The following is a 19788-nucleotide window of genomic DNA, read 5'->3' as shown; positions in this document are numbered from 1 at the left end:
GCCGGTATGGAAACCGACCGAAAACCACGACCAACAAATTTGTCACAGTGGTGTGTGCGCTAAGTGCCACAGGGCATTGATAGCTTGGTGTTAAGGTTCCGAGACAACGGAAGGAGTTCGTTACGGGGCTGTGCTTGACCCTGGCCGTCGGTTGAGCGGATTCTGTGCCTATGGCCCAAGACTCCCCTGATTCTGATTTCGAACCGCTCCGGCATGCGATCACCGCATCCCTTACCCGCATGCGCGGGGAGCTTGATGCGGCGGCATTGGCGGCCGGGCGCGATCCGGCGGCCGTCAGCCTCGTGGCAGTGTCGAAATTCCACCCCGAAGCGGCCGTGCGCGCGGCCATACTGGCCGGGCAGCGCGTCTTTGGGGAGAACAGGGTCCAGGAAGCCGCAGGCAAATTCGCGGCTCTGCGCGCCGAGCGGACGGAATTCCGTCTCCATATCATCGGTGGATTGCAGACCAATAAGGCGCGCAACGCGGTGCGGATCGCCGATGTCATCGAGACCCTGGACCGGCCGAAGCTGGCGGACGCCATCGCCGAGGCTGCCGAGCGCGAGGGGCGTCTACCGGATCTGTTCGTTCAGGTGAATGTCGGCGACGAGGCGCAGAAAGGTGGGGTTGCGATGGCGGAGGCCGATTCCTTTATCGAGTCCGTGCAGCAGCGCTTCGGCGCCAGATTGCGCGGCCTGATGTGCATCCCGCCGGCGGAAAGCGATCCCAAGCCGCATTTCCTTTGGCTGCAAGGCTGCGCGAAGCGCCACGGCCTGGCCGAACTCTCGATGGGCATGTCCGGGGATTTCGCCGCGGCCATCGCCTGCGGGGCGACGCAGGTTCGCATCGGCACGGCCATTTTCGGCCATCGCCCCGCAGCCGGAACGGCCGATGTCTCCACGCCGTCTCTCTGACAAAGAGCGGAACGAGTGGCTGCACTTCGCCCATGTGATTGGGACGAAGCCCTTGCGGCCGGCTCAGGTGCGGGCGATGGAGGAAGCCCGCGCGGCGGCCGCCAAGCCTGACGCGCCGGCCGTGGTGCCGCCGCCGGCGTCACCGGTGATCATGCGGACGGCCGGACGGCCCGCCGCGACATGGAAAATTCCCGAAATCGAAGTCGGCAAGCTCGCCGGCGGGTTGGACGGGACGTCCTGGAATAAGCTAAGGCGCGGCCAGATGCGCCCCGAGCGGATACTCGACCTGCATGGCCGCACGGTGCAGCCCGCCTTCGCCGCCTTCGAGCGTTTCATCCTGTCGGCGCGGGCCGATGGTCTGCGCTGTGTGGAGATCGTCACCGGCCGAGGCGCGGGCGAAGGCGGCGTGTTGCGGCGCGAACTGCCGCATTGGCTCAATCTCCCGCATATCCGGAGCGTCATTCTGGCGGCCGCTCATCCGCATCGTGCCAATACCGGTGCGGTCGTGCTGCTGCTTAAACGCATCAGATGACACCGTTCGGGGCAAGGTTGCGCGCGCTCAGGGCTGATCGGCAGGTGACACTCGCGCAGCTGGCCGCTCAGCTTCAGGTCTCACCAGCCTATCTCTCGGCCTTGGAGCATGGCCGCCGTGGGCGGCCGAGCGCGGGCCTGGTTCATCAGGTCTGCGAGTTTTTCGGTCTTATCTGGGACGATGCGGAGGAACTGGCGCGGCTCGCGAAGCTGTCCCATCCGCGTGTGACGGTGAATACGGCGGGGCTGCTGCCGGAACAGACGGCCTTGGCGAATAGGCTTGCCCAGACGATCCATCGGCTGTCGCCGGAAACGATCGCGGCCATGCATGCCTTGCTGGATGCGACTGCCCCCTTGCCCAAGCCACGTCTGCGCCGGCGCGCGAATTCGCGCCTATAGGCTGCGGAGGTCGGCGCATACCGCGTCCATCAGCGGTCGGGTCGTCAGGTCAGGTTGCTGGCAGCGCGTGGCGATGTCCTGCAAAGCCGGAAAGCCATCGGTGCAGCGATCCGCGATCTCGGCCGCCAGAATGCCCCAGGCGCGCATTTCGACAAGCTGGAGATCGGCTGGTTTTGCGCCGCTCGGGCAGAAAGCGGCGGCGCCGAAATCACTCAGCACGGCCTCACCCCGCTCACCGTCCCACAGGATATTGTGGGCGTAGAGATCGCCATGGATCAGGCCGCGCGCATGGAGATGGGATGTGGCTTCGGCGACGCCCAATGCCAGCCGGAGGCCAGCAGCCCGGTCAAGCCGCAAGGCCGGGTCATAGACATCCCGCGAACAGGTCTCAAAACTCGGCGGACCGGCCAGCGGTCGCCAGCTTTCGGGCAGCAGCGGCATCACCAGGCCGTCCACGCCCTCGGGGTGGCCGGTGACCGCACCGAGCGGGGCGGTCAGATGCGGATGCTGGCCGATCGCCAGCATCGCCGCCATCTCGTCCAAGGCCGCGCCGTCGCTCGTCATGCGGCCCTTGAAGAGTTTCACGGCGACGGGCTGTGCTGCCGCAGGGTCGGCCGCTTTCCAGAGCATGCGATGCACGACGCCTGACGCGCCTTCGCCGAGCACCGATGATGCCGAGAGGCTGGACCAGGGGATCTGCCGATGCTCAGCCGGCGGCCGCGGCGGGTCATAGGGATTGCCGGCCATCGCCAGCCAGGCCAGGCGCGGCAGGGACGCGACCCAGCCTGGCCAAACGTCGAAAGCATTGGCCGAAATTCGGAGGAGTTCGAGATTGCCGGCCGCGCTCAGCGTTTCCGGCAAGGCCCGCAGCCGGTTGCCGGAGAGCAGTAGCTTTTGCAGCGCTGGCCGCTGCCCCAAAGCGGCGGGCAGCTCAGCGATCGCATTGTCCGTGACGGTTAGCCAGCGCAGCGCAGGCGGTAGCGATTCGCCAGGGATGTGCGTGAGGCCCGCGTCGCGGCAGCCGATCTGGCTGAGGCTGGGGCAGTCACCCAGCGCCGCCGGCAATATGTCGAAGCGGTTGCGCGATCCGAAAAAGATTTTCAGCCGATGCAGGCGGCCAAGATCGGCAGGCAGCGTCGTCAGCCGGTTACCGGAAAGATCAAGCATTTCGAGCGTATCGGCGAGGCCGAAGATCTCGTCCGGGAATTCCGTCAGATCTTCGTTGATCCGCAGGACCCGCGCGCCGGCCAGATCGCCGCGGCGAAGAGCGGCAAGGCTCATGGCTGCGTCATGCGGCGACAGCGACAAGCGGTCTTTGGATGATCCAGCATGGCTTTGGCCTTAGCGGAGCCAAAGCGGAGAAGGCAAGCCGTCACGCTCCTGCTTGGCTGGCCCAATCCGGACCAGCCAAGGCGCGAGGAGCGTCAGAATTAGCGGCGGTAGGAGCCGCTGGCGATCGCCGGGATGTCGAAGCGGCTGAAGCCGAGTTCGGCCAGCTCGTCGTCGGAATAGGTCATGAGCTCGCGGCTGATGCGGCGGCGCTCACCCACGACGGCCATCTGGGCGTCGAAGCGCGCGCGGAGAGACCGGACGCCATCAGCCAGGAAGCGTGCAACGGTACGGTTCTGGGATTGGGCGAGAGTGGTCACGGGTATGCTCCTCAGCATTTGTTCTGAGGAGAAACATATGCGCAAGCCAACCGCTTGCCTATTGCGCAATGCAGCAAACAGGCATGCAGTTCCGTCACATATTCGTTATAGCGACTAATGTCTTTTTAAATACTAGGATTTGAATTTTTATAAACCATTGAAAAGATTGGTCGACAGATAACGCTCAGCCGAGGATGCGGCGATCGCCACGATCCGGCGACCTTTATTGACGGGTTCGCGGGCAAGCTGAATCGCAGCGGCCAGCGTGGCGCCGGAGGAAATGCCGATGGGAATCCCTTCCAGCCGCGCACAGAGACGTGCCGTCTTCATCGCATCGCGCTCGGAAATCGGCATCACACGATCGACCAGGCTCATATCGAGGATGGAGGGGCAGAAGCCGGGGCCGATGCCCTGGATTTCATGCGGGCCGGGATCGTCGCCCGAGAGAACGGCGCTTTCCGCTGGTTCGACGGCCACGATCTGAAAGCCGGGGCGCCTTGGCTTCAGCGCGCGCGCGATGCCGGTAATGGTGCCGCCGGTGCCGGCGCCGGCGACCAGGATGTCGATCTCGCCGCCGCAATCGGTCCAGAGTTCCTCGGCCGTGGTCGCCTGGTGAATGTCGGGATTGGCCGGATTGTCGAACTGCCTTGCCATCCAGGCATCCTGCGAGCTGGCGACGATCGCGTCCGCCCGGCCGATGGCGCCGGCCATGCCCTCGCGCGCCGGTGTCAGCTCAACGGTCGCGCCCATCAGGCGCAGCATCTTCTGCCGCTCGATGGAAGCGGAATCGGGCATGACGACGGTCAGGCGATACCCCTTGGCGGCGGCGACGAAGGCCAGCGCGATGCCGGTATTGCCCGAGGTCGGTTCCACGATATGGCCCACGCCCGGGACCAGCAGCCCCTCGCGCTCGGCCTGTTCTACCATGGCAAGGCCGATGCGGTCTTTGATCGAGCCGAGCGGGTTGAGATATTCGATCTTGAGCAGAATTTCCGCATTCAGACGCTCATGCTCCGCGAAGCGGGCCAGGCGCACCAGCGGCGTGCCGCCGATCGCATCCAGAATACTGCCGAAAATGCGCCCACGCGCCTCGGCCATCGGGTGATGCGGCAGAACGCTGAGCTGAGATGCAGGTTTTTCGGCAGAATTTTTCACGCGCTTCGCTGAAGCCTCTACTTTGGTCGCCCTCATCAGCCTATATAACCCTTGGTAGAAGTGAAATTAATCTGGCCTGAGAGTCGGATGGGGACAAGCCCATGCTCATGCGTCGTGAACGTGCCTATACCGCCGTCGCGGTAATGCTGGATATAGGGTGGTATGCCGGTCGGCAGCGTCTGGAAAGTGCCGGCGACATCGCGGACCGACTTTCCATGGCAAGGCGCGGCATCGAACCGGTATTGCAGGGTCTGGCGCGGGCCGGTCTGTTGGACAGCACGCGCGGCCCCAAGGGCGGCTATCGCCTGGGCAAAAGCGCGCGACAGATCACCCTGGCCGAGATCGTCGATGCCGTCACTGGCGACGGTACCGATCAAGCCGAGACGGAAGCGGGCGGCGAGTTGCAGGTCAGCGTGGTCGAACCGCTCTGGACCGAGCTTGAGCAGCATGTGCAGACGCATCTGAAAAGCGTCACGCTGGAATCGCTGATCCAGCGCGGTCAGGCCCAGGGCCTGAAACGTCCGGCGCATGCGCCGATCGTTTTCGCGATTTAGTCTCCGTCAGGTTTGATCGGAAGCGTTCCCAAATCTGTCGTGCGCGGCTTCATGCCGCGCATCTACCCTGGCGTGCAGGCAAACGGCCGTCTGGGCGCCGCGGCGGGTCAGTCCGCGCAACAAGTGCGCGGATGACGGATTATCTATTAAAACCTGACAGACTCTAGTCTCCGTCAGGTTTGATCGGATGCCAGCCGGTCGCGATTGCTATCGCCGCTGGGCGAGGGCGGCGCTGACCGCCTGCCAGCCGAGCAGCGCACATTGGATGCGCGACGGCGTGTCATGCAGCGGCGCAAAGGGCGTCAATGCCGCAATAGAACTGTCTGCCGGAATCCGCTCTCCGGTCCGGAGCGCGGATTCGAAGGCCGAGGCAGCCTGGCCGATGCCGGTTTCATCCAGGCCGGGAAGGATCTCCGCCATCAGATCGGTCGCGGCCAAGCAGATGGCGCAGGCCCGCGCCCGATAGCCGAATGACGTGACCCGGCCATCCTCGGAAAAACAGAGCTGCACCATAACTCGGTCGCCGCAGAGCGGATTGCGCGCCTCGGCTTCAACGGCTGCAGCCACCAGCAGCCGCTGATGTCGCGGCCGCCTGGCCCGATCCATGATGACCGCCTGGTAGATGTCCTCGGCGGAGGCCCTGATCGTGGAGGCTGCCGTCACACGGTCGCCCCGAGCTGCCAGGGCGCGAATTCGTCATCCCCAAAACCGATCTCTTCGCTTTTGGTGCGCTCGCCGGACGCGATGCGCAGGATGGTTTCGAAAATGCGCTGGCCGCATTCCTCCACCGTTTCCACGCCGTCTGCGATGGTGCCACAATTGATGTCCATGTCGTCCGGCTGCCGATCATAGAGCGGCGTATTGGTCGCGAGTTTGAGCGACGGCGTCGGCTTGCAGCCGAAGACCGAGCCGCGACCGGTGGTGAAGCACAGCACGTTGCACCCGCCCGCAATCTGGCCGGTGGCCGAGACCGGATCGAAGCCTGGCCCGTCCATGACGACCAGACCTTTCTCCGTCACCGGATCGGCATAGCCGACCACGTCGACAAGATTGGTGGTGCCGGCCTTGGCGACAGCACCGAGCGACTTCTCGACGATATTCGTCAGGCCGCCGGCCTTGTTGCCGGGGGAGGGGTTGTTATCGATCTCCCCGCCATTGCGGCGGGTGTATTCTTCCCACCAGGTCAGCCGGTCGAGCAGCTTCTGGCCGACTTCGGGCGAGACGGCGCGGCGCGTCAGCAGATGCTCGGCGCCATAGATCTCGGTCGTCTCGGTCAGTACCACTGTCCCGCCGTGGCGGACGATGAGGTCCGAGGCATAGCCAAGGGCGGGGTTGGCTGTGAGGCCCGAAAAGCTGTCCGACCCGCCGCATTGCAGGGCGACATTGAGATGCGAGGCCGGGACCGTGACGCGGGTCACGGCATTGGCCTCGGGCAGCAATTCGCAGACCTTCGCGATGCCGGCCTCGACCGTCTTGCGGGCGCCACCGGTCTCCTGAATGATCATGGTCGCCATCTTGGCGCTGGGCTGGATGCCGCGGCTTTGCATGATCGGGCCGATCTGGTTCGTTTCGCAGCCCAGGCCGATGATCAGCACGGCGGCAAAATTCACGTGGCTTGCATAGCCCGCGATGGTGCGGCGGAGCGTATCCATGCCGTCACCCGCGATCGCCATGCCGCAGCCGGTCTTGTGGGTCAGCGCCACGACCCCGTCGATATTCGGATAGTCCGCGAGCAGCCCCTGGTCCCCGGTGAAGGGATTGCGGCGGAAGGCTTCGGCCACATAACGCGCGGTGCCGGCCGAGCAGTTCACCGAGGTCAGGATGCCGATGTAATTGCGGGTCGCGACCCGGCCGTCGGCGCGGATGATGCCCTGAAACGTCGCCTGCGGCTGGATATAGACGGTGGGCTTCGCATCGACGCCGAAGGCATGGTCGCGCGCGAATTCATGGATTTCGCAGTTATGGACATGGATATGGTCGCCGGGCGCGATATCCGCCTTGGCGAAGCCGATGACCTGGCCGTAGCGGAGGATCGGTTCGCCCTTGGGAATAGCCGTCAGCGCCATCTTGTGGCCGCGCGGAATGCGCTGCCCCGCCGTTACCCCGCGGTCCGGCAGCTTGGTGCCTTGCGGGATTTCCACACGGGCGATGACGACATTGTCGAGCAGGTTGAGATGCATGGTGGACGAAAGCGTGTTCAGCATGGTCGGGTCCCCCAGCCCCTGTTGCGGGACTGATCATTTGATTTTATCGGCCATTCTTGCGCCTTGATCCGCGCAGGCGCTACCCACAATTCGCTGTCCGAGATTGGCAAAATGCGAATGGTCGGACGATCAGGGGGCGGAATTGAGAGCCGTTCCTAACACCGCCCCGGTATAGCTTTCGACGACCTGCGATATGGGTTGCCCGCCGGGGGTTGTCAGCAGGCCGACATTGCGCAGCACATGCTCGGGGATAGCGAGCGAGCCGCCGGTCTGGCTGGTCAGCGGCGCCCATAGCCGCTCGCTGCTGATGGTCCGGCGCTGGAAATGCAGGCTGCGCACGGCGAGACCGAAGGGCGTGTCGGTATGATCCAGCAGCCCGTTCATGGCGGGCGTCAGGCGATCCGGCACGTACCAGTTATCGGCATCCGAGAGAATGTGATCGCCGCAGAAAAGCTGAACCCGCCGATAGCCCAGCGCCTCGCCCGGTGCGAGTTGCAGGTTATGCCGCACGCTGTCGGGGGCCGCTTTCGGCTGGCCTTCGACCCGCAGGGCGATGATTTTCGGGACAGGGGCGAGGTGATAGTCAGCGCACCAGCGTGTCAGCACCAGCGTGGCGCTGGGCTCCTGCGACAGCGCCTGCTGCAGACGGGCGAGGCGATTGCCAGCCTCGGTCCGATTGGCCTGGGTATTCGGCCAGGCCAGGGAAAAATCAGCGGCGGCCATGACGGGCAACAGGCAAAGACCGAAAGCGATCAAGCCTGTCCGCCATGGCCTTTGCCTCATGCCTCGCCGGCGACGAATTTCTCCAGCCAGTGGATCGTATACTCGCCCGACTGGAAGGTGGGATCGTCCAGAATGCGCCGATGCAGTGGCAGGGTGGTCTTCACGCCGATGACCGCGAATTCGTCGATCGCGCGGCGCATGCGCGCGATGGCCTGGGCGCGGTCAGGCGCATGGACGATCAGCTTGGCGATCATCGAATCGTAATAGGGCGGCACGCGATAGCCGCCGTAGAGCGCGCTGTCGACGCGCACGCCGAGGCCGCCCGGCGGGTGGAAGGTGGTGATCAGGCCCGGATTGGGGATGAAGGTATCCGGGTCTTCGGCCGTCACGCGCACTTCGATGGCATGGCCGGAGAATTTGACCGCCGACTGGTCATAGCCCAGCGGCTCGCCGGCCGCGATGCGGATCTGCTCGCGCACCAGATCGACATTGCAGACCATCTCCGTCACCGGATGCTCGACCTGCAGACGCGTGTTCATTTCGATGAAGGCGAACTGGTTGTCCTGATACAGGAATTCCAGCGTGCCGGCATTGCGGTAGCCGAGACCCTTGAGCGCCGTCGTCACCGTCTCCCCCAACGCATCGCGCTGGGCGGCCGTCAGGGCCGGGGAACCGGCTTCTTCCAGCAGCTTCTGGTGGCGCCGCTGGAGGGAGCAGTCACGCTCCCCGAAATGCACGACCGCGCCGTAGGAATCGGCCATGATCTGCATCTCGATATGCCGGGGCTTATCGAGGTATTTTTCCATATAAACGGCGTCATTGCCGAAGGCGGCCTTGGATTCCGTGCGCGCCACCTGCCAGGCTTCCGCCAGTTCACCGGCGGTCTGGGCGACCTTCATGCCGCGCCCGCCACCGCCGGCGGCGGCCTTGATGAGCACGGGGTAGCCGATGCGTTCGGCGACTTCGGCGGCTTCCGCGAGGGTCGCGAGCGCGCCGTCGGACCCCGGCACCAGCGGCACGCCCAGGCGCCTCATGGCGTCCTTGGCCGCGATCTTATCGCCCATCATGGTGATATGCTGCGCGGTCGGGCCGATGAAGGCGATGCCGTGGGCCTCGACGATTTCCGCGAAGCTCGCATTCTCGCTGAGGAAGCCGTAGCCGGGATGGATGGCGTCCGCGCCGGTAATGGCGGCGGCGGAGAGGATCGCCGGGATGTTCAGATAGCTGTCGCGCGCGGCCGGCGGTCCGATGCAGACGCTCTCATCCGCGAGACGGACATGCATGGCATCCGCATCCGCCGTGGAATGCACGGCGACGGAGGCGATGCCCATTTCGCGGCAGGCGCGCTGGACGCGCAGCGCGATTTCGCCGCGATTCGCGATGAGGATTTTCTTGAACATCTGGATCAGTCCAGAATCAACAGGACTTCGCCAAATTCCACCGGTGCCCCGCTGCCGATGATGATCTGGGAAACGGTGCCGCCGCGCGGCGCCTTGATCTGATTGAAGGTCTTCATGGCCTCGATCAGAAGCAGGGTCTGGCCGGCTTCGACGCGCTGGCCGACGGAGACGAAATTCGGGCTTTCCGGGTCGGGCGACAGATAGGCGACGCCGACCATGGGGCTGGTGACCGCACCGGGATGGCTGGCATCGAGCGCCTGCGCCGCGACGGGGGCCGCGACCGGCACGACAGCGGCGACCGGGGCTGCTGCTGCGGCGGCCGGCGCCAGACCGTAGGTCACGGGGGCTGCCGCGCGGACGATACGGATGCGGCGGTCCTTTTCCGAGATCTCGATCTCGCTGAGGCCGGTCTCGTCGAGAATGGCCGCGAGCTCGCGAATATCCTCAGGATCAAAAGACATCCGGTTCATTGCCCGCCCTCCAGAATCCGTGCCATCGCGATCAAACCCAGGGCGTAGCCATGTGTTCCGAAACCGCACAGCACACCCGTTGCTATCTTGGAAATATAAGAGAGATGCCGGAATTGCTCACGGCGATGGATATTAGAAATGTGAACTTCCACGACCGGGAGTTCGGCTGACAATAGCGCATCCATCAGGGAGATGGAGGTATGGCTCAACCCCGCCGGGTTGATGACGATGCCGCTGGCGCGGCCGCGGCATTCCTGCACCCAGGATATCAGCTCGCCTTCGCTGTTCGTCTGGCGAAAATCGATCGCAAAACCAAGGCCTTCGGCGGTTTCGGCGCAAAGCTGCTCGACATCGTCCAGCGTCGCCGAGCCATAGACTTCGGGCTGACGCAGGCCGAGCATATTCAGATTGGGGCCGTTCAGAACGGCGATGAGCGGTAGTGTCATGGAACGGGGGCTAGCATAGGCCAAGGGCGGGGCCAATGCCTAACCCCGATCCCATTGGCCGATGTCATAGCGCCCTGCCATGAAATCAGATGACCTCGCAGGTTTCTTCGAACATAAGACGCGTGTTCCGCGCCGTGGCCACGGTCTCGGCATAGCCGAGGCCGAGCAGGAAATTGGAGCGCCAGCCGCGCCCGTCCAGGAACAGCGCATCGACCCGCGCATTGTCGAAGCCCGACATCGGCCAGCAATCAAGACCCAGCAGGCGCGCGGCCATGATCAGATAGCCGCCTTGCAGGCTGCTATTGCGTATCGCGGTTTCCTGGGAGAATTCGTCATTCCAGGCGAACCAGGGCCGGGCATCGGCCTGCGGATAAAGGCGCGTCAGAAAATCATAAAAGGACGGGTCGAAGGCGACGATCACCGTGACGGGGGCTGTCATCACCGCTTCCACATTGGCGGGCGTCAGCGCGGTGCGGAGACGTTCCTTCGCCTCCGGGCTGCGGACGAAGACCAGCCGCATGGGGGAGGTATTGGCCGAGGTCGGGCCCAGCTTCACAAGGTCGTAAAGGTGCCGATAGGTCTCTTCGTCGATCTGCCGGTCGGTCCAGGCGCTGGGCGTGCGGGCATGAAGGAATGCGCGGGCGAGTTCGGCGCTTTCCAGATCATAGGGAAACACTTTCGGCGCAGGCGGTTCCGCAACCACCGTCTCGGCGGGTGTTTCGTCCTCGGGGATCGCGATATCGGCTGCGATGAGTTTTTCGCCGAGCGTCATGTCGTGGTCGGGCGCCGCCGCGGCCGCGGGCAAGTGAGCCGGCACCGCGTCTTCGGTCGTCAGCTTTTCGTTCGTCTCAGTCACGTCCGTCATTCGCCCGATCCCCAAGCCTTAAGCGCCGGGAACTGATAGCACGCGCCCCGATCCGATCAACGTCCCGGCGCGCGCAGATTATTCCGCCGCCATGCGCGATCCGACTATTCTGCCGCCATACGCGGCGGCGGTTGCTCCGTCATCGCGACCGCACGGTTGAGATCGACCGACAGCAGGCGGGAGACGCCGCGTTCCATCATGGTGACGCCATAGAGCCGGTCCATCCGCGCCATGGTGTGATGGTGATGGGTCACGACCATGAAGCGCGTGCCGGTTTCCTTCACGACTTCGTTCAGCAAGGTGCAAAGCCGCTCGACATTCGCGTCATCCAGCGGCGCATCGACCTCATCCAGCACCGCGAGCGGCGCCGGATTGCTGCGGAAGACCGCGAAGATGAGGGAAAGCGCGGTCAGCGCCTGCTCGCCGCCCGACAGCAGGGATAGCGTGGAGAGTTTCTTGCCCAGCGGCTGGGCGTAGATTTCGAGCCCGGCTTCCAGCGGATCATCGGACCCGACGAGGGCCAGATGGGCGCGACCGCCGCCGAACATGCGCGCATAGAAGGCCTGAAAGTTCTTGTCGATTTCCGCGAAGGCGGTCGACAGTCGTTCGCGGCCTTCGCGGTTCAGATGCCCGACCGAGCCGCGCAGCTTGGCGATGGCCGCGACAAGGTCACCCTTTTCGCGATCGATCAGCTCGATCTGGCGGGTGATCTCCTCGGATTCCAGCTCTGCCCGCAGGTTCACCGGACCCATCTCGTCCCGCTCCTTGGTCAGACGCTCAAACCGGCGGCGGGCCTTGTCCTCATTCTCCTGGCTCGGCTCGGCCGTGATTTCGGGGAAAGCAGGCTCCGCGCCCAGCCGTTCCAGAATGCGCTCGGCGACCGTGCCCCAGGCATGGTTCGCCTGTTCCACGGCACTTTCGGCGCGGACGAGGTTCTCGCGCGTCAGGGCCTGAGCGGTCTCGGCAGCGCGGGAAGCCTTTTCGGCGGCGCGGGCTTCGTCCTCGGCCGTCTTCAAGCGACTGGCCGCCTGCTGATGCACCGTTCCGGCTTCCGCGAGTTCGGATGTCTGCGCGGCGCGCGCCGTCGCCAGCCGCTCAGGCTCAGCGGCCAAGGCGGCGTGGTCCGTGGCCGCGTCCTGCCGCCGCTGATCGAGATCGGCGCTATGGGTTTTGGCGGCCTCGGCGCGTTCGGCCCAGCCCTCCCGTTCCTTTGCCAAAGCCTGCCGCCGCTGGGCGCGGGTCGCGCGGTCGCGCGTCAACCCGTCATGCCGGGTGCGGCTGTCGCCTTCCTCCCGCCGCGCCAGTTGCAGCGCGCTGCGGGCGGTCTCCACCTCAGCGCGCATGGCGGACAGATCGGGGAGGGCGGCGGCTTCCTCGCGAATGCCAGCCAGCGCCGCGTCAGCCTCGGTCTTTTCCGGCTGGGCGGCTTCCAATTGGGAGACGACACCGGCCAGCCGCTGTTCGGCGGCGGCGGCACGGGTGGCCAAGGCGGCGGCCGTATTGCGCAGCCGTTCGGCCGCCTGATCGGCTTCACGACGCGCGTTGCGGGCGGCCTGTTCCTCGGCGACCGTCGCGCGGTCCGCCGTCTGCGCGGCCTCCTGCTTGGCTTTCGCTTCACTGGTGGCCTGATCGGCGGTCGCACCATCTTCGCGCAGGCGGCGCAGGCGGTTGCGTTGGGTCAGGCGCACGGTCGCGGCTGTCGGCGTGCCGGCGCGGACGGTATAGCCGTCCCAACGCCAGACGCCACCTTCGGCGGAGACGATGATCTGGCCGGGTTTCAAATCGGCCTGAAGACCCGGGGCGGCGTCGGCCGGGGCAAGAAGAATATGAGCGAGCGCCCGGGCGAGCGCGGGCGGACCCTGTACCACCTCGCCCAGCGGCTGGCAGCCTGCGGGCATGACGGCGCTGCCGTCGATGGGCGGCAATTCCCGCCAATAGCGCGCGGCTTCGCGGCCGGCGGAGGCGCTGAGTTCCTCACCGAAAGCCGCACCAAGGGCCGCTTCCAGACCGGCCGGCACGGTCAGTTCATCGACCAGCTGCGGACCACCCTGGGTGCCGCCGACGCTCAACACTTCGTTCAGCGCGCGGATTTCGGCGCCGAGTTTGGTCGCTGCCGCTTCCGCCGTATTGGCCTGTTCGCGGGCCTTGGTCAGCGCCGCCTGTGCCGTCACGCGGCCGCGTTCGGCAGTTTCCAACCGGGCGGCCGCTTCCTTGCGCGCGGCCTCGGCCGTTTCGGCCGATTGTTTCGCTTCGGCGAGCTTGTCCGGCGCGATGAGGTCCTGCGCCAGGCGATCCCGCTCGATCGAAAGGCGGGCCACCTGCTCACCGACACGGCGGGCGCGCTGCTCGGCCTGGGACAGCCGGCCGGTCATGGCCTGGGCGGTCGCGGTCAGCGCCGCATTGCGTTCAGTCGCGGCCTGGGCGGTCGCTTCGGCGTCACGCGCGACCTCGGCCGCGCGGGTCATGGCAGCAACGGCTTCGGCCAGTTTCGCTTCGGCCTCGGCTTCCGCGGCGGCGAGGGTCGCGTCCTCGGCGCCCAGGCGCTGTTCGGCCTCGGCCGCGTCCCGCATCATGCCTTCGGCGCGGCCGAGATCGCGCAGCGCCTGCTCCAAACGTTGGGTCGCGGCGCCGATGGCGGCTTTCGCGCGCGCTTCCTCGGCGGCCAGTTGTTCGCTGGCGACGCGCTGGCGTTCCAGCGCCGTGCGGGCTTCGGCTTCCGCCGCGCGGAGCGCCGGGAGAATGTCATGGCCCTGGCCATGCGCCTGTTCGGCGACGCGATTGGCTTCCGCCGCTTCCGCGGCTTTGATCTTCGCCTCATCCAGCGCGAGGCGCGCGGCTTCGCGGGCGCGCTCGACCCGCAGATGCTGGATGGCCAGGAATTCGGCCTCGCTGGCGCGGATGAGGCCGGAAATATTGCGGTAGCGGGCGGCCTGACGGGCCTGACGCTGCAGGCCCTGCAGCTGAATTTCCACCTGCCCGCGCATATCCTCGGCGCGTTGCAGATTGCCTTCCGTCGCACGGAGCTTCAGCTCGGCCTCATGCCGGCGGGCGGAGAGGCCAGCGATGCCGGCGGCCTCCTCCAGAATCTGCCGCCGCTCTTCCGGCTTGGCATTGACGATGGCCGCGACCCGGCCCTGGCCGACCATGGCACAGCTGCGTGCGCCGCTCGCCATATCCGCGAACAGCGTCTGCACGTCGCGGGCGCGCATTTCGCGCCCGTTGATGCGATAGCCACTGCCCGCGCCGCGCTCGATCTTGCGGGTAATCTCCAGCTCCGACTGCTCATGCAGCGGCGGCGGAATGATGCCGAGCGCATCCTCCAGCGTGACGGTAACTTCCGCCATATTGCGGGAGGGGCGCGTCGTCGTGCCGGCGAAGATGATGTCATCCATCTCTCCGCCGCGCAGCGAGCGGGCATTGCCCTCACCCATCGCCCATCGCAGCGCATCGACGATATTGGATTTGCCGCAGCCGTTCGGACCGATGATGCCGGTCAGGCCCGGCAAAATCTCGACGCTGGTCGAATCGGCGAAGCTTTTGAACCCCGCGATGCGTAGACGGGCGACCCGGGCGGGCAAGGTCGCTTAGCCTGCCAGGCCGATGGCGGAGACGAAATCGCTATATGCCATGTCGCCGGCCTGGGTTTTGCCCTTGATGAAGAAGGAGGGCGTGGCTTCGATATTGTACATTTTTTCGTCCGCGACCTGCTGGGTTTGAATCCAGTTCTTGAGTGCGCTGTCGGCAACCGCCTTGTCGAAGGTATCACGGCTCATGCCGGCGAGGGCCGCCATTTTCCAAAGCTCATCCGTGTAGTTCACGCCCGGCGCAAAGGCCCAGGTATCCTGGCTCGCGAACAGGGCCGTGACGAAGGGGTAATATTCCGCGTCGGGAAGATAGCGCGCGATCATCGCGGCTTCCAGCGCCACGGCGTCGAGCGGGAAGTCATGATAGACCATGCGCAGCTTGCCCGGCTTCACGAGCTTGTCCATCACGTCCGGCATCGTCGTCATCGAGAAATGCGCGCAATGGGTGCAGGTGAGGGAGAAGAACTCCTCGACCGTCACTGGCGCGGTCGGTGAGCCGATGGAACGCGGGCCTTCCGTGGCCGGCACGCCGGTCGCGGGCAAGCTGTCGGCATGGCCGAGGCGCGGCAAGGCCAGCGCACCGACGGCGGCGGCGCCGGTTGTTACAAGAAAGCGACGTGTCAGCATGACGGAACCTTCAATATCTTGTGGTGGATAGCAGATCAGCCACTAACTGTCGATAATTCAGTCCTGGATAGTGGCAGGAACGGGTGTTCAGCCCCCGCCCCGATGGATGCGAATCGCCAGCCCCAGACGCTGCAAGGCATCATGCAGGGGGCCGGGTTCGATGCCGGAAATCTCGGGCGGCGGACCAGCGGGTCGCGGTTTGCGGACGGGCGCGACAGGCCGGGCGGAGGCGGGCAGGGTGGTCAGCTGCACGAAGCGCAGACGCTTGATGAGCGCATTCTCGCCGAAGGACCCGATGTGATTGTTCAGCCGCGCGATGAGCTGCGGCGTCAGGTGCTGCAGCTCCATCGCCGTCGGTCCCTGGCAGGCGATGGTCAGCGTGCCGGCGGAAAACTTCTGCGGCTGGGTGCGGGCGCCGAATTCCGGCCCCATGATCTGCACCCAATCCATCATGATCTGGGCGGTCGCCGGCGCACGGCGGCGGAAACCCGGCTGGGTGACGCGCGCGATAAGACCGCCGATCGGGCGCATGGTATAGGTGCGCGACGGCGCTTCGGGCGCGGCGCCGGGCGCTGACGTCTTGCGACCGGCCGCCGCTGGCGTCATCTTCTTCGATGTGCCGCCATCCCGCTCGTCCAAAGCCATCCAGCCTTCACCCTCTGTCGCGCGCCTGCTCGATTGGTATGCGCGGCATCGCAGGACGCTGCCCTGGCGGGCGCAGCCTGGCGAGACCGCCGATCCCTATCGGGTCTGGCTCTCCGAGATCATGCTACAACAGACGACGGTCACCGCCGTCATCCCCTATTATGAACGTTTCCTAAGCCTGTTCCCAACCGTAAGGACTCTGGCGGCAGCGCCGGATGACAAGGTGATGGCGGCCTGGGCGGGCCTTGGCTACTACGCCCGCGCCCGCAATCTGCTCGCCTGCGCCCGCCGGGTGGTGGAGCTGGGCGGCGAATTCCCGGCCGACCTGGACGGTCTCAGGGCGCTGCCCGGCATTGGCGACTATACGGCCGCCGCCGTGGGCGCCATCGCTTTCGGCCTGCCGGCGGTGCCGGTGGACGGCAATGTCGACCGCGTGATGAGCCGAGTCTGGGCGATCGAGACGCCGCTGCCCCAGTCCAAACCGCTGATCCGGGAGCGCGCGGCCGCGCTGATGGCGCAGACGGAAGCGCGGGACGCGCCGTCCGATACAGCGCAAGCGCTGTTCGATCTGGGTGCCACGCTGTGTTCGACCACCTCGCCTGCCTGCGGGCTTTGTCCTTGGGCGCCGGAATGCGAGGGGCATCGCAAGGGGATCGCGGCCAGCCTGCCGCGCAAGGCGCCGAAAGCGGTGCGCCCGCGCCGCCATGGCGCGCATTTTCATCTGTCGGACGCCGAAGGGCATGTGCTGCTGCGGCGCCGCCCGGCGAAAGGCCTGCTCGGCGGGATGGCGGAAATCCCCGGCACCGCATGGCGAGCGGAGGCATGGAGCCGGCAGGATGCCTTGGCCCAGGCCCCGGTGACCCAGGCCCATTGGGTCAAGCTCGGCAGCGTGCGTCATGTCTTCACGCATTTCGAATTGCTGCTCGATGTCTATGGCGCGTCGCTTGTGACAATCCCCGAAGGCGCGATCGGGCAAGGTTTTCTTTGTCCGGCTGGCGATCTTCACGCGCAAGCCTTGCCGAGTCTGATGGCCAAATGCCTGGCCTTGGGCCAAAAGACGCTCAAGCAGGGAAGCCCTGCTGCCGATCATCCTGCCGACCTTCTCGTTTAGGGAGCGAACCCATGAAGACCCGTGCCGCCGTCGCCCGCGCCAAGGCGCAGCCTTTGAGCATCGAGACCGTCGACCTGCAGGGCCCCCGCGCGGGCGAAGTGCTGGTTGAAATCAAGGCAACCGGCATCTGCCATACGGATGAGTTCACGCTCTCCGGCGCGGACCCGGAAGGCATTTTCCCTTCCATTCTGGGCCATGAGGGTGCGGGCGTGGTGGTCGATATCGGCCCCGGCGTCACCAGCCTGAAGAAGGGCGATCATGTGATTCCGCTCTACACGCCGGAATGCCGCCAGTGCGAATACTGCCTCAGCCGCAAGACGAATCTCTGCGTCGCCATCCGCTCGACCCAGGGCCAGGGGCTGATGCCGGACGGCTCCTCCCGCTTTTCCTGCGACGGTGAGCCGATCTACCATTACATGGGCACTTCGACCTTTTCGAACTTCACGGTCCTGCCCGAGATTGCGCTCGCGAAAATCCGCGAGGACGCGCCCTTCGAGAAGGTCTGCTACATCGGTTGCGGCGTGACGACCGGCATCGGCGCCGTCATTAACACCGCGAAGGTCGAGCCGGGTGCGAAGGTCGTGGTCTTCGGCCTCGGCGGCATCGGCCTGAACGTCGTCCAGGGCGCGCGGCTTGCGGGTGCTGAGATGATCGTGGGCGTGGACCTCAACCCCGGCCGCGTGCCGATGGCCGAGAAATTCGGCATGACGCATTACGTCAATCCGGCCGAGGTCGAGGGCGATCTGGTTCCTTACCTCGTCAGCCTGACCAAGGGCGGGGCCGATTACACTTTCGAATGCATCGGCAATGTGAAGGTGATGCGCCAGGCGCTGGAATGCGCCCATCGCGGCTGGGGCAAGTCCATCATTATCGGCGTGGCGCCGGCGGGTGCCGAGATCAGCACGCGGCCCTTCCAGCTGGTGACCGGCCGGCAATGGCTGGGCACGGCCTTCGGCGGCGCGCGCGGCCGGACGGATGTGCCGCGCATCGTCGACTGGTACATGGACGGCAAGATCAATATCGACGATCTCATCACCCATGTTCTGCCCTTCGAGCAGATCAACGAAGGCTTCGATCTCATGAAGCGCGGCGAGTCGATCCGCACCGTGGTGACGTACTGATTGCCACTTTAACTGTCGTGCGCGGCTTCATGCCGCGCATCTACCCGTTGTGGCGCCGCGACGGTGTTTGGGCGCCGTGAGGGGTAGGTCCGCGCAATAAATGCGCGGATGACGATTGATGGTGAGACGATTGATAGTGATGGACCTCGTCAACTGCCCCGGCTGCGGCGCAGCGCGGCGATGGTCTTGGCCGCTGCCTGCGCTTCCCGCCGGCTGGCGGCCTCGATATCGGTGGCGCTTGCGATCGGCGCCCCGCGCGAGAATTCCTCGGCGAGGATGAAGCCCACGCCCAGTAGCACCGGTCCCAGAAACACGCCCAGGATACCGAAGGCCAAGGCCCCGCCCAGCACACCGAGCAGCGTCAGGATGAAGGGCAGGTGGGCGCCGCGCGCGATGAACCAGGGGCGCACGAAACTATCGGCGATCGAGATGCCGATGCCGCAATAGGCGGCCAGAGCGAGGCCCGAGATGGTGTCGCCGGAACTCAGCAGCCAGATCGCCGCCGGCACCCAGATCAGCGCGCCGCCGCCGGGCACGAGCGAGAAGAAGGTACCGGCCAGCGCCAGAGGGGCGGCGTTCGGCACACCGCTGACCCAAAGGCCGAGGCTCAGCATCAGCCCTTGCACCAGCGCCGTGCTGAGAATGCCGTAGACCGCGCCCCGCACGGTAGCGCCGACGATGCCAAGCAGCCGGTCCGCCTGCGCGCCGATGATACGGAACAGGATATTGCCGATATGGCGGGCAAGGCCGTCGCCATAGAGGAAGAAAAAGAAGGCGATGAATAAAGCCAGGCCCATGCGGACCACGCCATCCGTCGCCAAAACCAGGATGTGCAGGCCCTCTTTCGCCGCCATGCCGAGATAGGGGTGAACGGCCGCCCGCAGGCTTTCCAAATCTGCCGACCAGTGGTTCCAGAGATCGCTCACCGTCGTGCCGAAAAGCGGCACATTGGCGACCCAGCCGGGCGCGGGCGGCAGGCCGAAGATCAGCACTTCATTGATCATGCGGCGGATATTCGCGGCGTTCTGCAACCCGCTCTGTGCGATCAGCCCCAGCGGCAGCAGGATCACGAGTGCCATCATGACGATCATGATGAGCGCCGCCAGACCGCGCGACAGGTGCAGGCGCGCGCGCAGCCAAAGGAAGATCGGCCAGGTCGTGAAGGTCAGGATCGCAGCCCAGGCGATGGCCGCGATGAAGGGTTGCAGCACGGCCAGACAGCCGGCGATCAGCGTGCCGAGCAGCACCCAGATGAGCAATCGTTCGGTCAAGGTGCGCGCAATCCTTTGGGCCAAGCGAGCGGGAGCCGTCTTGTTACAGCATATTGCAGCGATACGTCAGACCGTGGTTTTCCGTCCCGGACCTGTCACGCAGCCCTGGCCTTGTCGCAGGA

Annotated in this window: 20 protein-coding genes; 6 read left to right on the top strand and 14 right to left on the bottom strand. The window is 65.6% G+C overall.

Annotated elements, in window-relative coordinates:
• Positions 1–170 precede the first annotated feature (170 nt).
• The 3 genes from ACELLULO517_RS11370 to ACELLULO517_RS11360 are packed head-to-tail and all read left to right on the top strand — an operon-like array spanning position 171 to position 1841.
• Positions 171–911, top strand: a complete 741-nt coding sequence (locus ACELLULO517_RS11370) for a YggS family pyridoxal phosphate-dependent enzyme (RefSeq protein WP_227307479.1) — start codon at positions 171–173, stop codon at positions 909–911.
• The gene (locus ACELLULO517_RS11365; RefSeq protein ID WP_227307478.1) at positions 889–1443 is read left to right on the top strand and encodes a Smr/MutS family protein; all 555 of its coding nucleotides are present in this window, start codon (positions 889–891) and stop codon (positions 1441–1443) included. Before ACELLULO517_RS11370 ends, ACELLULO517_RS11365 begins: the two co-directional genes overlap by 23 nt.
• On the top strand, positions 1440–1841 hold the full coding sequence (locus ACELLULO517_RS11360; RefSeq protein WP_227307477.1) for a helix-turn-helix domain-containing protein: 402 nt from the start codon (positions 1440–1442) through the stop codon (positions 1839–1841). The genes ACELLULO517_RS11365 and ACELLULO517_RS11360 overlap by 4 nt, the downstream gene beginning before the upstream one ends.
• On the opposite strand, the gene ACELLULO517_RS11355 is transcribed toward ACELLULO517_RS11360, so the two are convergent.
• The 3 genes from ACELLULO517_RS11355 to cysK all read right to left on the bottom strand — a co-directional run bounded on the left by ACELLULO517_RS11355 (position 1836) and on the right by cysK (position 4588).
• Complete coding sequence (locus ACELLULO517_RS11355; RefSeq protein ID WP_227307476.1) at positions 1836–3122, bottom strand: leucine-rich repeat-containing protein kinase family protein; 1287 nt, start codon at positions 3120–3122, stop codon at positions 1836–1838. The genes ACELLULO517_RS11360 and ACELLULO517_RS11355 overlap by 6 nt on opposite strands.
• A gap of 149 nt (positions 3123–3271) precedes the next feature.
• On the bottom strand, positions 3272–3490 hold the full coding sequence (locus ACELLULO517_RS11350) for a hypothetical protein (protein ID WP_227307475.1): 219 nt from the start codon (positions 3488–3490) through the stop codon (positions 3272–3274).
• Positions 3491–3637: 147 nt separating this feature from the next.
• Positions 3638–4588: a cysteine synthase A gene (gene cysK, locus ACELLULO517_RS11345; protein WP_227307691.1), complete on the bottom strand. Its 951-nt coding sequence runs from the start codon at positions 4586–4588 to the stop codon at positions 3638–3640.
• A gap of 158 nt (positions 4589–4746) precedes the next feature.
• On the opposite strand from cysK, the gene ACELLULO517_RS11340 reads away from it, so the two are divergent.
• Positions 4747–5199, top strand: a complete 453-nt coding sequence (locus ACELLULO517_RS11340) for an RrF2 family transcriptional regulator (RefSeq protein WP_227307474.1) — start codon at positions 4747–4749, stop codon at positions 5197–5199.
• 207 nt (positions 5200–5406) lie between these two features.
• On the opposite strand, the gene ACELLULO517_RS11335 is transcribed toward ACELLULO517_RS11340, so the two are convergent.
• The 10 genes from ACELLULO517_RS11335 to ACELLULO517_RS11290 all read right to left on the bottom strand — a co-directional run bounded on the left by ACELLULO517_RS11335 (position 5407) and on the right by ACELLULO517_RS11290 (position 16124).
• The gene (locus tag ACELLULO517_RS11335; RefSeq protein WP_227307473.1) at positions 5407–5862 is read right to left on the bottom strand and encodes an iron-sulfur cluster assembly scaffold protein; all 456 of its coding nucleotides are present in this window, start codon (positions 5860–5862) and stop codon (positions 5407–5409) included.
• On the bottom strand, positions 5859–7403 hold the full coding sequence (locus ACELLULO517_RS11330; protein WP_227307472.1) for a UxaA family hydrolase: 1545 nt from the start codon (positions 7401–7403) through the stop codon (positions 5859–5861). The genes ACELLULO517_RS11335 and ACELLULO517_RS11330 overlap by 4 nt, the downstream gene beginning before the upstream one ends.
• Positions 7404–7532: 129 nt before the next feature.
• Entirely contained in the window at positions 7533–8159 is a 627-nt protein-coding gene (locus tag ACELLULO517_RS11325; protein WP_227307471.1) for a hypothetical protein, read from the bottom strand.
• A 23-nt stretch (positions 8160–8182) separates the two neighbouring features.
• Positions 8183–9526: an acetyl-CoA carboxylase biotin carboxylase subunit gene (gene accC / locus ACELLULO517_RS11320; RefSeq protein WP_227307470.1), complete on the bottom strand. Its 1344-nt coding sequence runs from the start codon at positions 9524–9526 to the stop codon at positions 8183–8185.
• A gap of 5 nt (positions 9527–9531) precedes the next feature.
• Positions 9532–9996, bottom strand: coding sequence for an acetyl-CoA carboxylase biotin carboxyl carrier protein (accB, locus tag ACELLULO517_RS11315; RefSeq protein ID WP_227307469.1), 465 nt, complete (start codon positions 9994–9996; stop codon positions 9532–9534).
• On the bottom strand, positions 9993–10442 hold the full coding sequence (aroQ, locus tag ACELLULO517_RS11310; protein WP_227307468.1) for a type II 3-dehydroquinate dehydratase: 450 nt from the start codon (positions 10440–10442) through the stop codon (positions 9993–9995). The genes accB and aroQ overlap by 4 nt, the downstream gene beginning before the upstream one ends.
• A gap of 85 nt (positions 10443–10527) precedes the next feature.
• The gene (locus tag ACELLULO517_RS11305; RefSeq protein WP_227307467.1) at positions 10528–11307 is read right to left on the bottom strand and encodes a malonic semialdehyde reductase; all 780 of its coding nucleotides are present in this window, start codon (positions 11305–11307) and stop codon (positions 10528–10530) included.
• Between the two features lie 104 nt (positions 11308–11411).
• Positions 11412–14885 (bottom strand): chromosome segregation SMC family protein, encoded by a 3474-nt coding sequence (locus ACELLULO517_RS11300; protein ID WP_227307466.1) that lies wholly within the window; start codon positions 14883–14885, stop codon positions 11412–11414.
• Between the two features lie 6 nt (positions 14886–14891).
• Positions 14892–15518: a thioredoxin domain-containing protein gene (locus ACELLULO517_RS11295; RefSeq protein ID WP_227307465.1), complete on the bottom strand. Its 627-nt coding sequence runs from the start codon at positions 15516–15518 to the stop codon at positions 14892–14894.
• 87 nt (positions 15519–15605) lie between these two features.
• The gene (locus ACELLULO517_RS11290; protein WP_227307464.1) at positions 15606–16124 is read right to left on the bottom strand and encodes a DciA family protein; all 519 of its coding nucleotides are present in this window, start codon (positions 16122–16124) and stop codon (positions 15606–15608) included.
• A gap of 37 nt (positions 16125–16161) precedes the next feature.
• Here ACELLULO517_RS11290 and ACELLULO517_RS11285 point away from each other — a divergent pair, with 37 nt between their 5' ends.
• Both ACELLULO517_RS11285 and ACELLULO517_RS11280 read left to right on the top strand, forming a co-directional pair.
• A complete protein-coding gene (locus tag ACELLULO517_RS11285) occupies positions 16162–17274 on the top strand; it encodes an A/G-specific adenine glycosylase (RefSeq protein WP_319796426.1) in 1113 nt (370 codons plus the stop codon).
• A gap of 11 nt (positions 17275–17285) precedes the next feature.
• Positions 17286–18395: an S-(hydroxymethyl)glutathione dehydrogenase/class III alcohol dehydrogenase gene (locus ACELLULO517_RS11280; protein ID WP_227307462.1), complete on the top strand. Its 1110-nt coding sequence runs from the start codon at positions 17286–17288 to the stop codon at positions 18393–18395.
• Between the two features lie 149 nt (positions 18396–18544).
• Here ACELLULO517_RS11280 and ACELLULO517_RS11275 read toward each other — a convergent pair whose 3' ends face one another.
• The gene (locus tag ACELLULO517_RS11275) at positions 18545–19666 is read right to left on the bottom strand and encodes an AI-2E family transporter (protein ID WP_227307461.1); all 1122 of its coding nucleotides are present in this window, start codon (positions 19664–19666) and stop codon (positions 18545–18547) included.
• Between the last annotated feature and the right edge of the window lie 122 nt (positions 19667–19788).

Source organism: Acidisoma cellulosilyticum, from assembly GCF_020621385.1.
Taxonomy (GTDB): domain Bacteria; phylum Pseudomonadota; class Alphaproteobacteria; order Acetobacterales; family Acetobacteraceae; genus Acidisoma; species Acidisoma cellulosilyticum.
The sequence above is the reverse complement of the archived record's forward strand: the minus strand, read 5'-3'. Positions and strand labels throughout refer to the sequence as shown.

What these genes read in the sequence shown, in the direction of transcription:
- ACELLULO517_RS11290 (WP_227307464.1), bottom strand. Translation starts at nt 16,124, where the DNA reads ATGACGCCAGCGGCGGCCGGTCGCAAGACGTCAGCGCCCGGCGCCGCG.
- cysK (WP_227307691.1), bottom strand. Translation starts at nt 4,588, where the DNA reads ATGGCCGAGGCGCGTGGGCGCATTTTCGGCAGTATTCTGGATGCGATC.
- ACELLULO517_RS11355 (WP_227307476.1), bottom strand. Translation starts at nt 3,122, where the DNA reads ATGAGCCTTGCCGCTCTTCGCCGCGGCGATCTGGCCGGCGCGCGGGTC.
- ACELLULO517_RS11370 (WP_227307479.1), top strand. Translation starts at nt 171, where the DNA reads ATGGCCCAAGACTCCCCTGATTCTGATTTCGAACCGCTCCGGCATGCG.
- accB (WP_227307469.1), bottom strand. Translation starts at nt 9,996, where the DNA reads ATGAACCGGATGTCTTTTGATCCTGAGGATATTCGCGAGCTCGCGGCC.
- ACELLULO517_RS11305 (WP_227307467.1), bottom strand. Translation starts at nt 11,307, where the DNA reads ATGACGGACGTGACTGAGACGAACGAAAAGCTGACGACCGAAGACGCG.
- ACELLULO517_RS11330 (WP_227307472.1), bottom strand. Translation starts at nt 7,403, where the DNA reads ATGCTGAACACGCTTTCGTCCACCATGCATCTCAACCTGCTCGACAAT.
- ACELLULO517_RS11365 (WP_227307478.1), top strand. Translation starts at nt 889, where the DNA reads ATGTCTCCACGCCGTCTCTCTGACAAAGAGCGGAACGAGTGGCTGCAC.
- accC (WP_227307470.1), bottom strand. Translation starts at nt 9,526, where the DNA reads ATGTTCAAGAAAATCCTCATCGCGAATCGCGGCGAAATCGCGCTGCGC.
- ACELLULO517_RS11360 (WP_227307477.1), top strand. Translation starts at nt 1,440, where the DNA reads ATGACACCGTTCGGGGCAAGGTTGCGCGCGCTCAGGGCTGATCGGCAG.
- ACELLULO517_RS11340 (WP_227307474.1), top strand. Translation starts at nt 4,747, where the DNA reads ATGCTCATGCGTCGTGAACGTGCCTATACCGCCGTCGCGGTAATGCTG.
- ACELLULO517_RS11295 (WP_227307465.1), bottom strand. Translation starts at nt 15,518, where the DNA reads ATGCTGACACGTCGCTTTCTTGTAACAACCGGCGCCGCCGCCGTCGGT.
- aroQ (WP_227307468.1), bottom strand. Translation starts at nt 10,442, where the DNA reads ATGACACTACCGCTCATCGCCGTTCTGAACGGCCCCAATCTGAATATG.
- ACELLULO517_RS11280 (WP_227307462.1), top strand. Translation starts at nt 17,286, where the DNA reads ATGAAGACCCGTGCCGCCGTCGCCCGCGCCAAGGCGCAGCCTTTGAGC.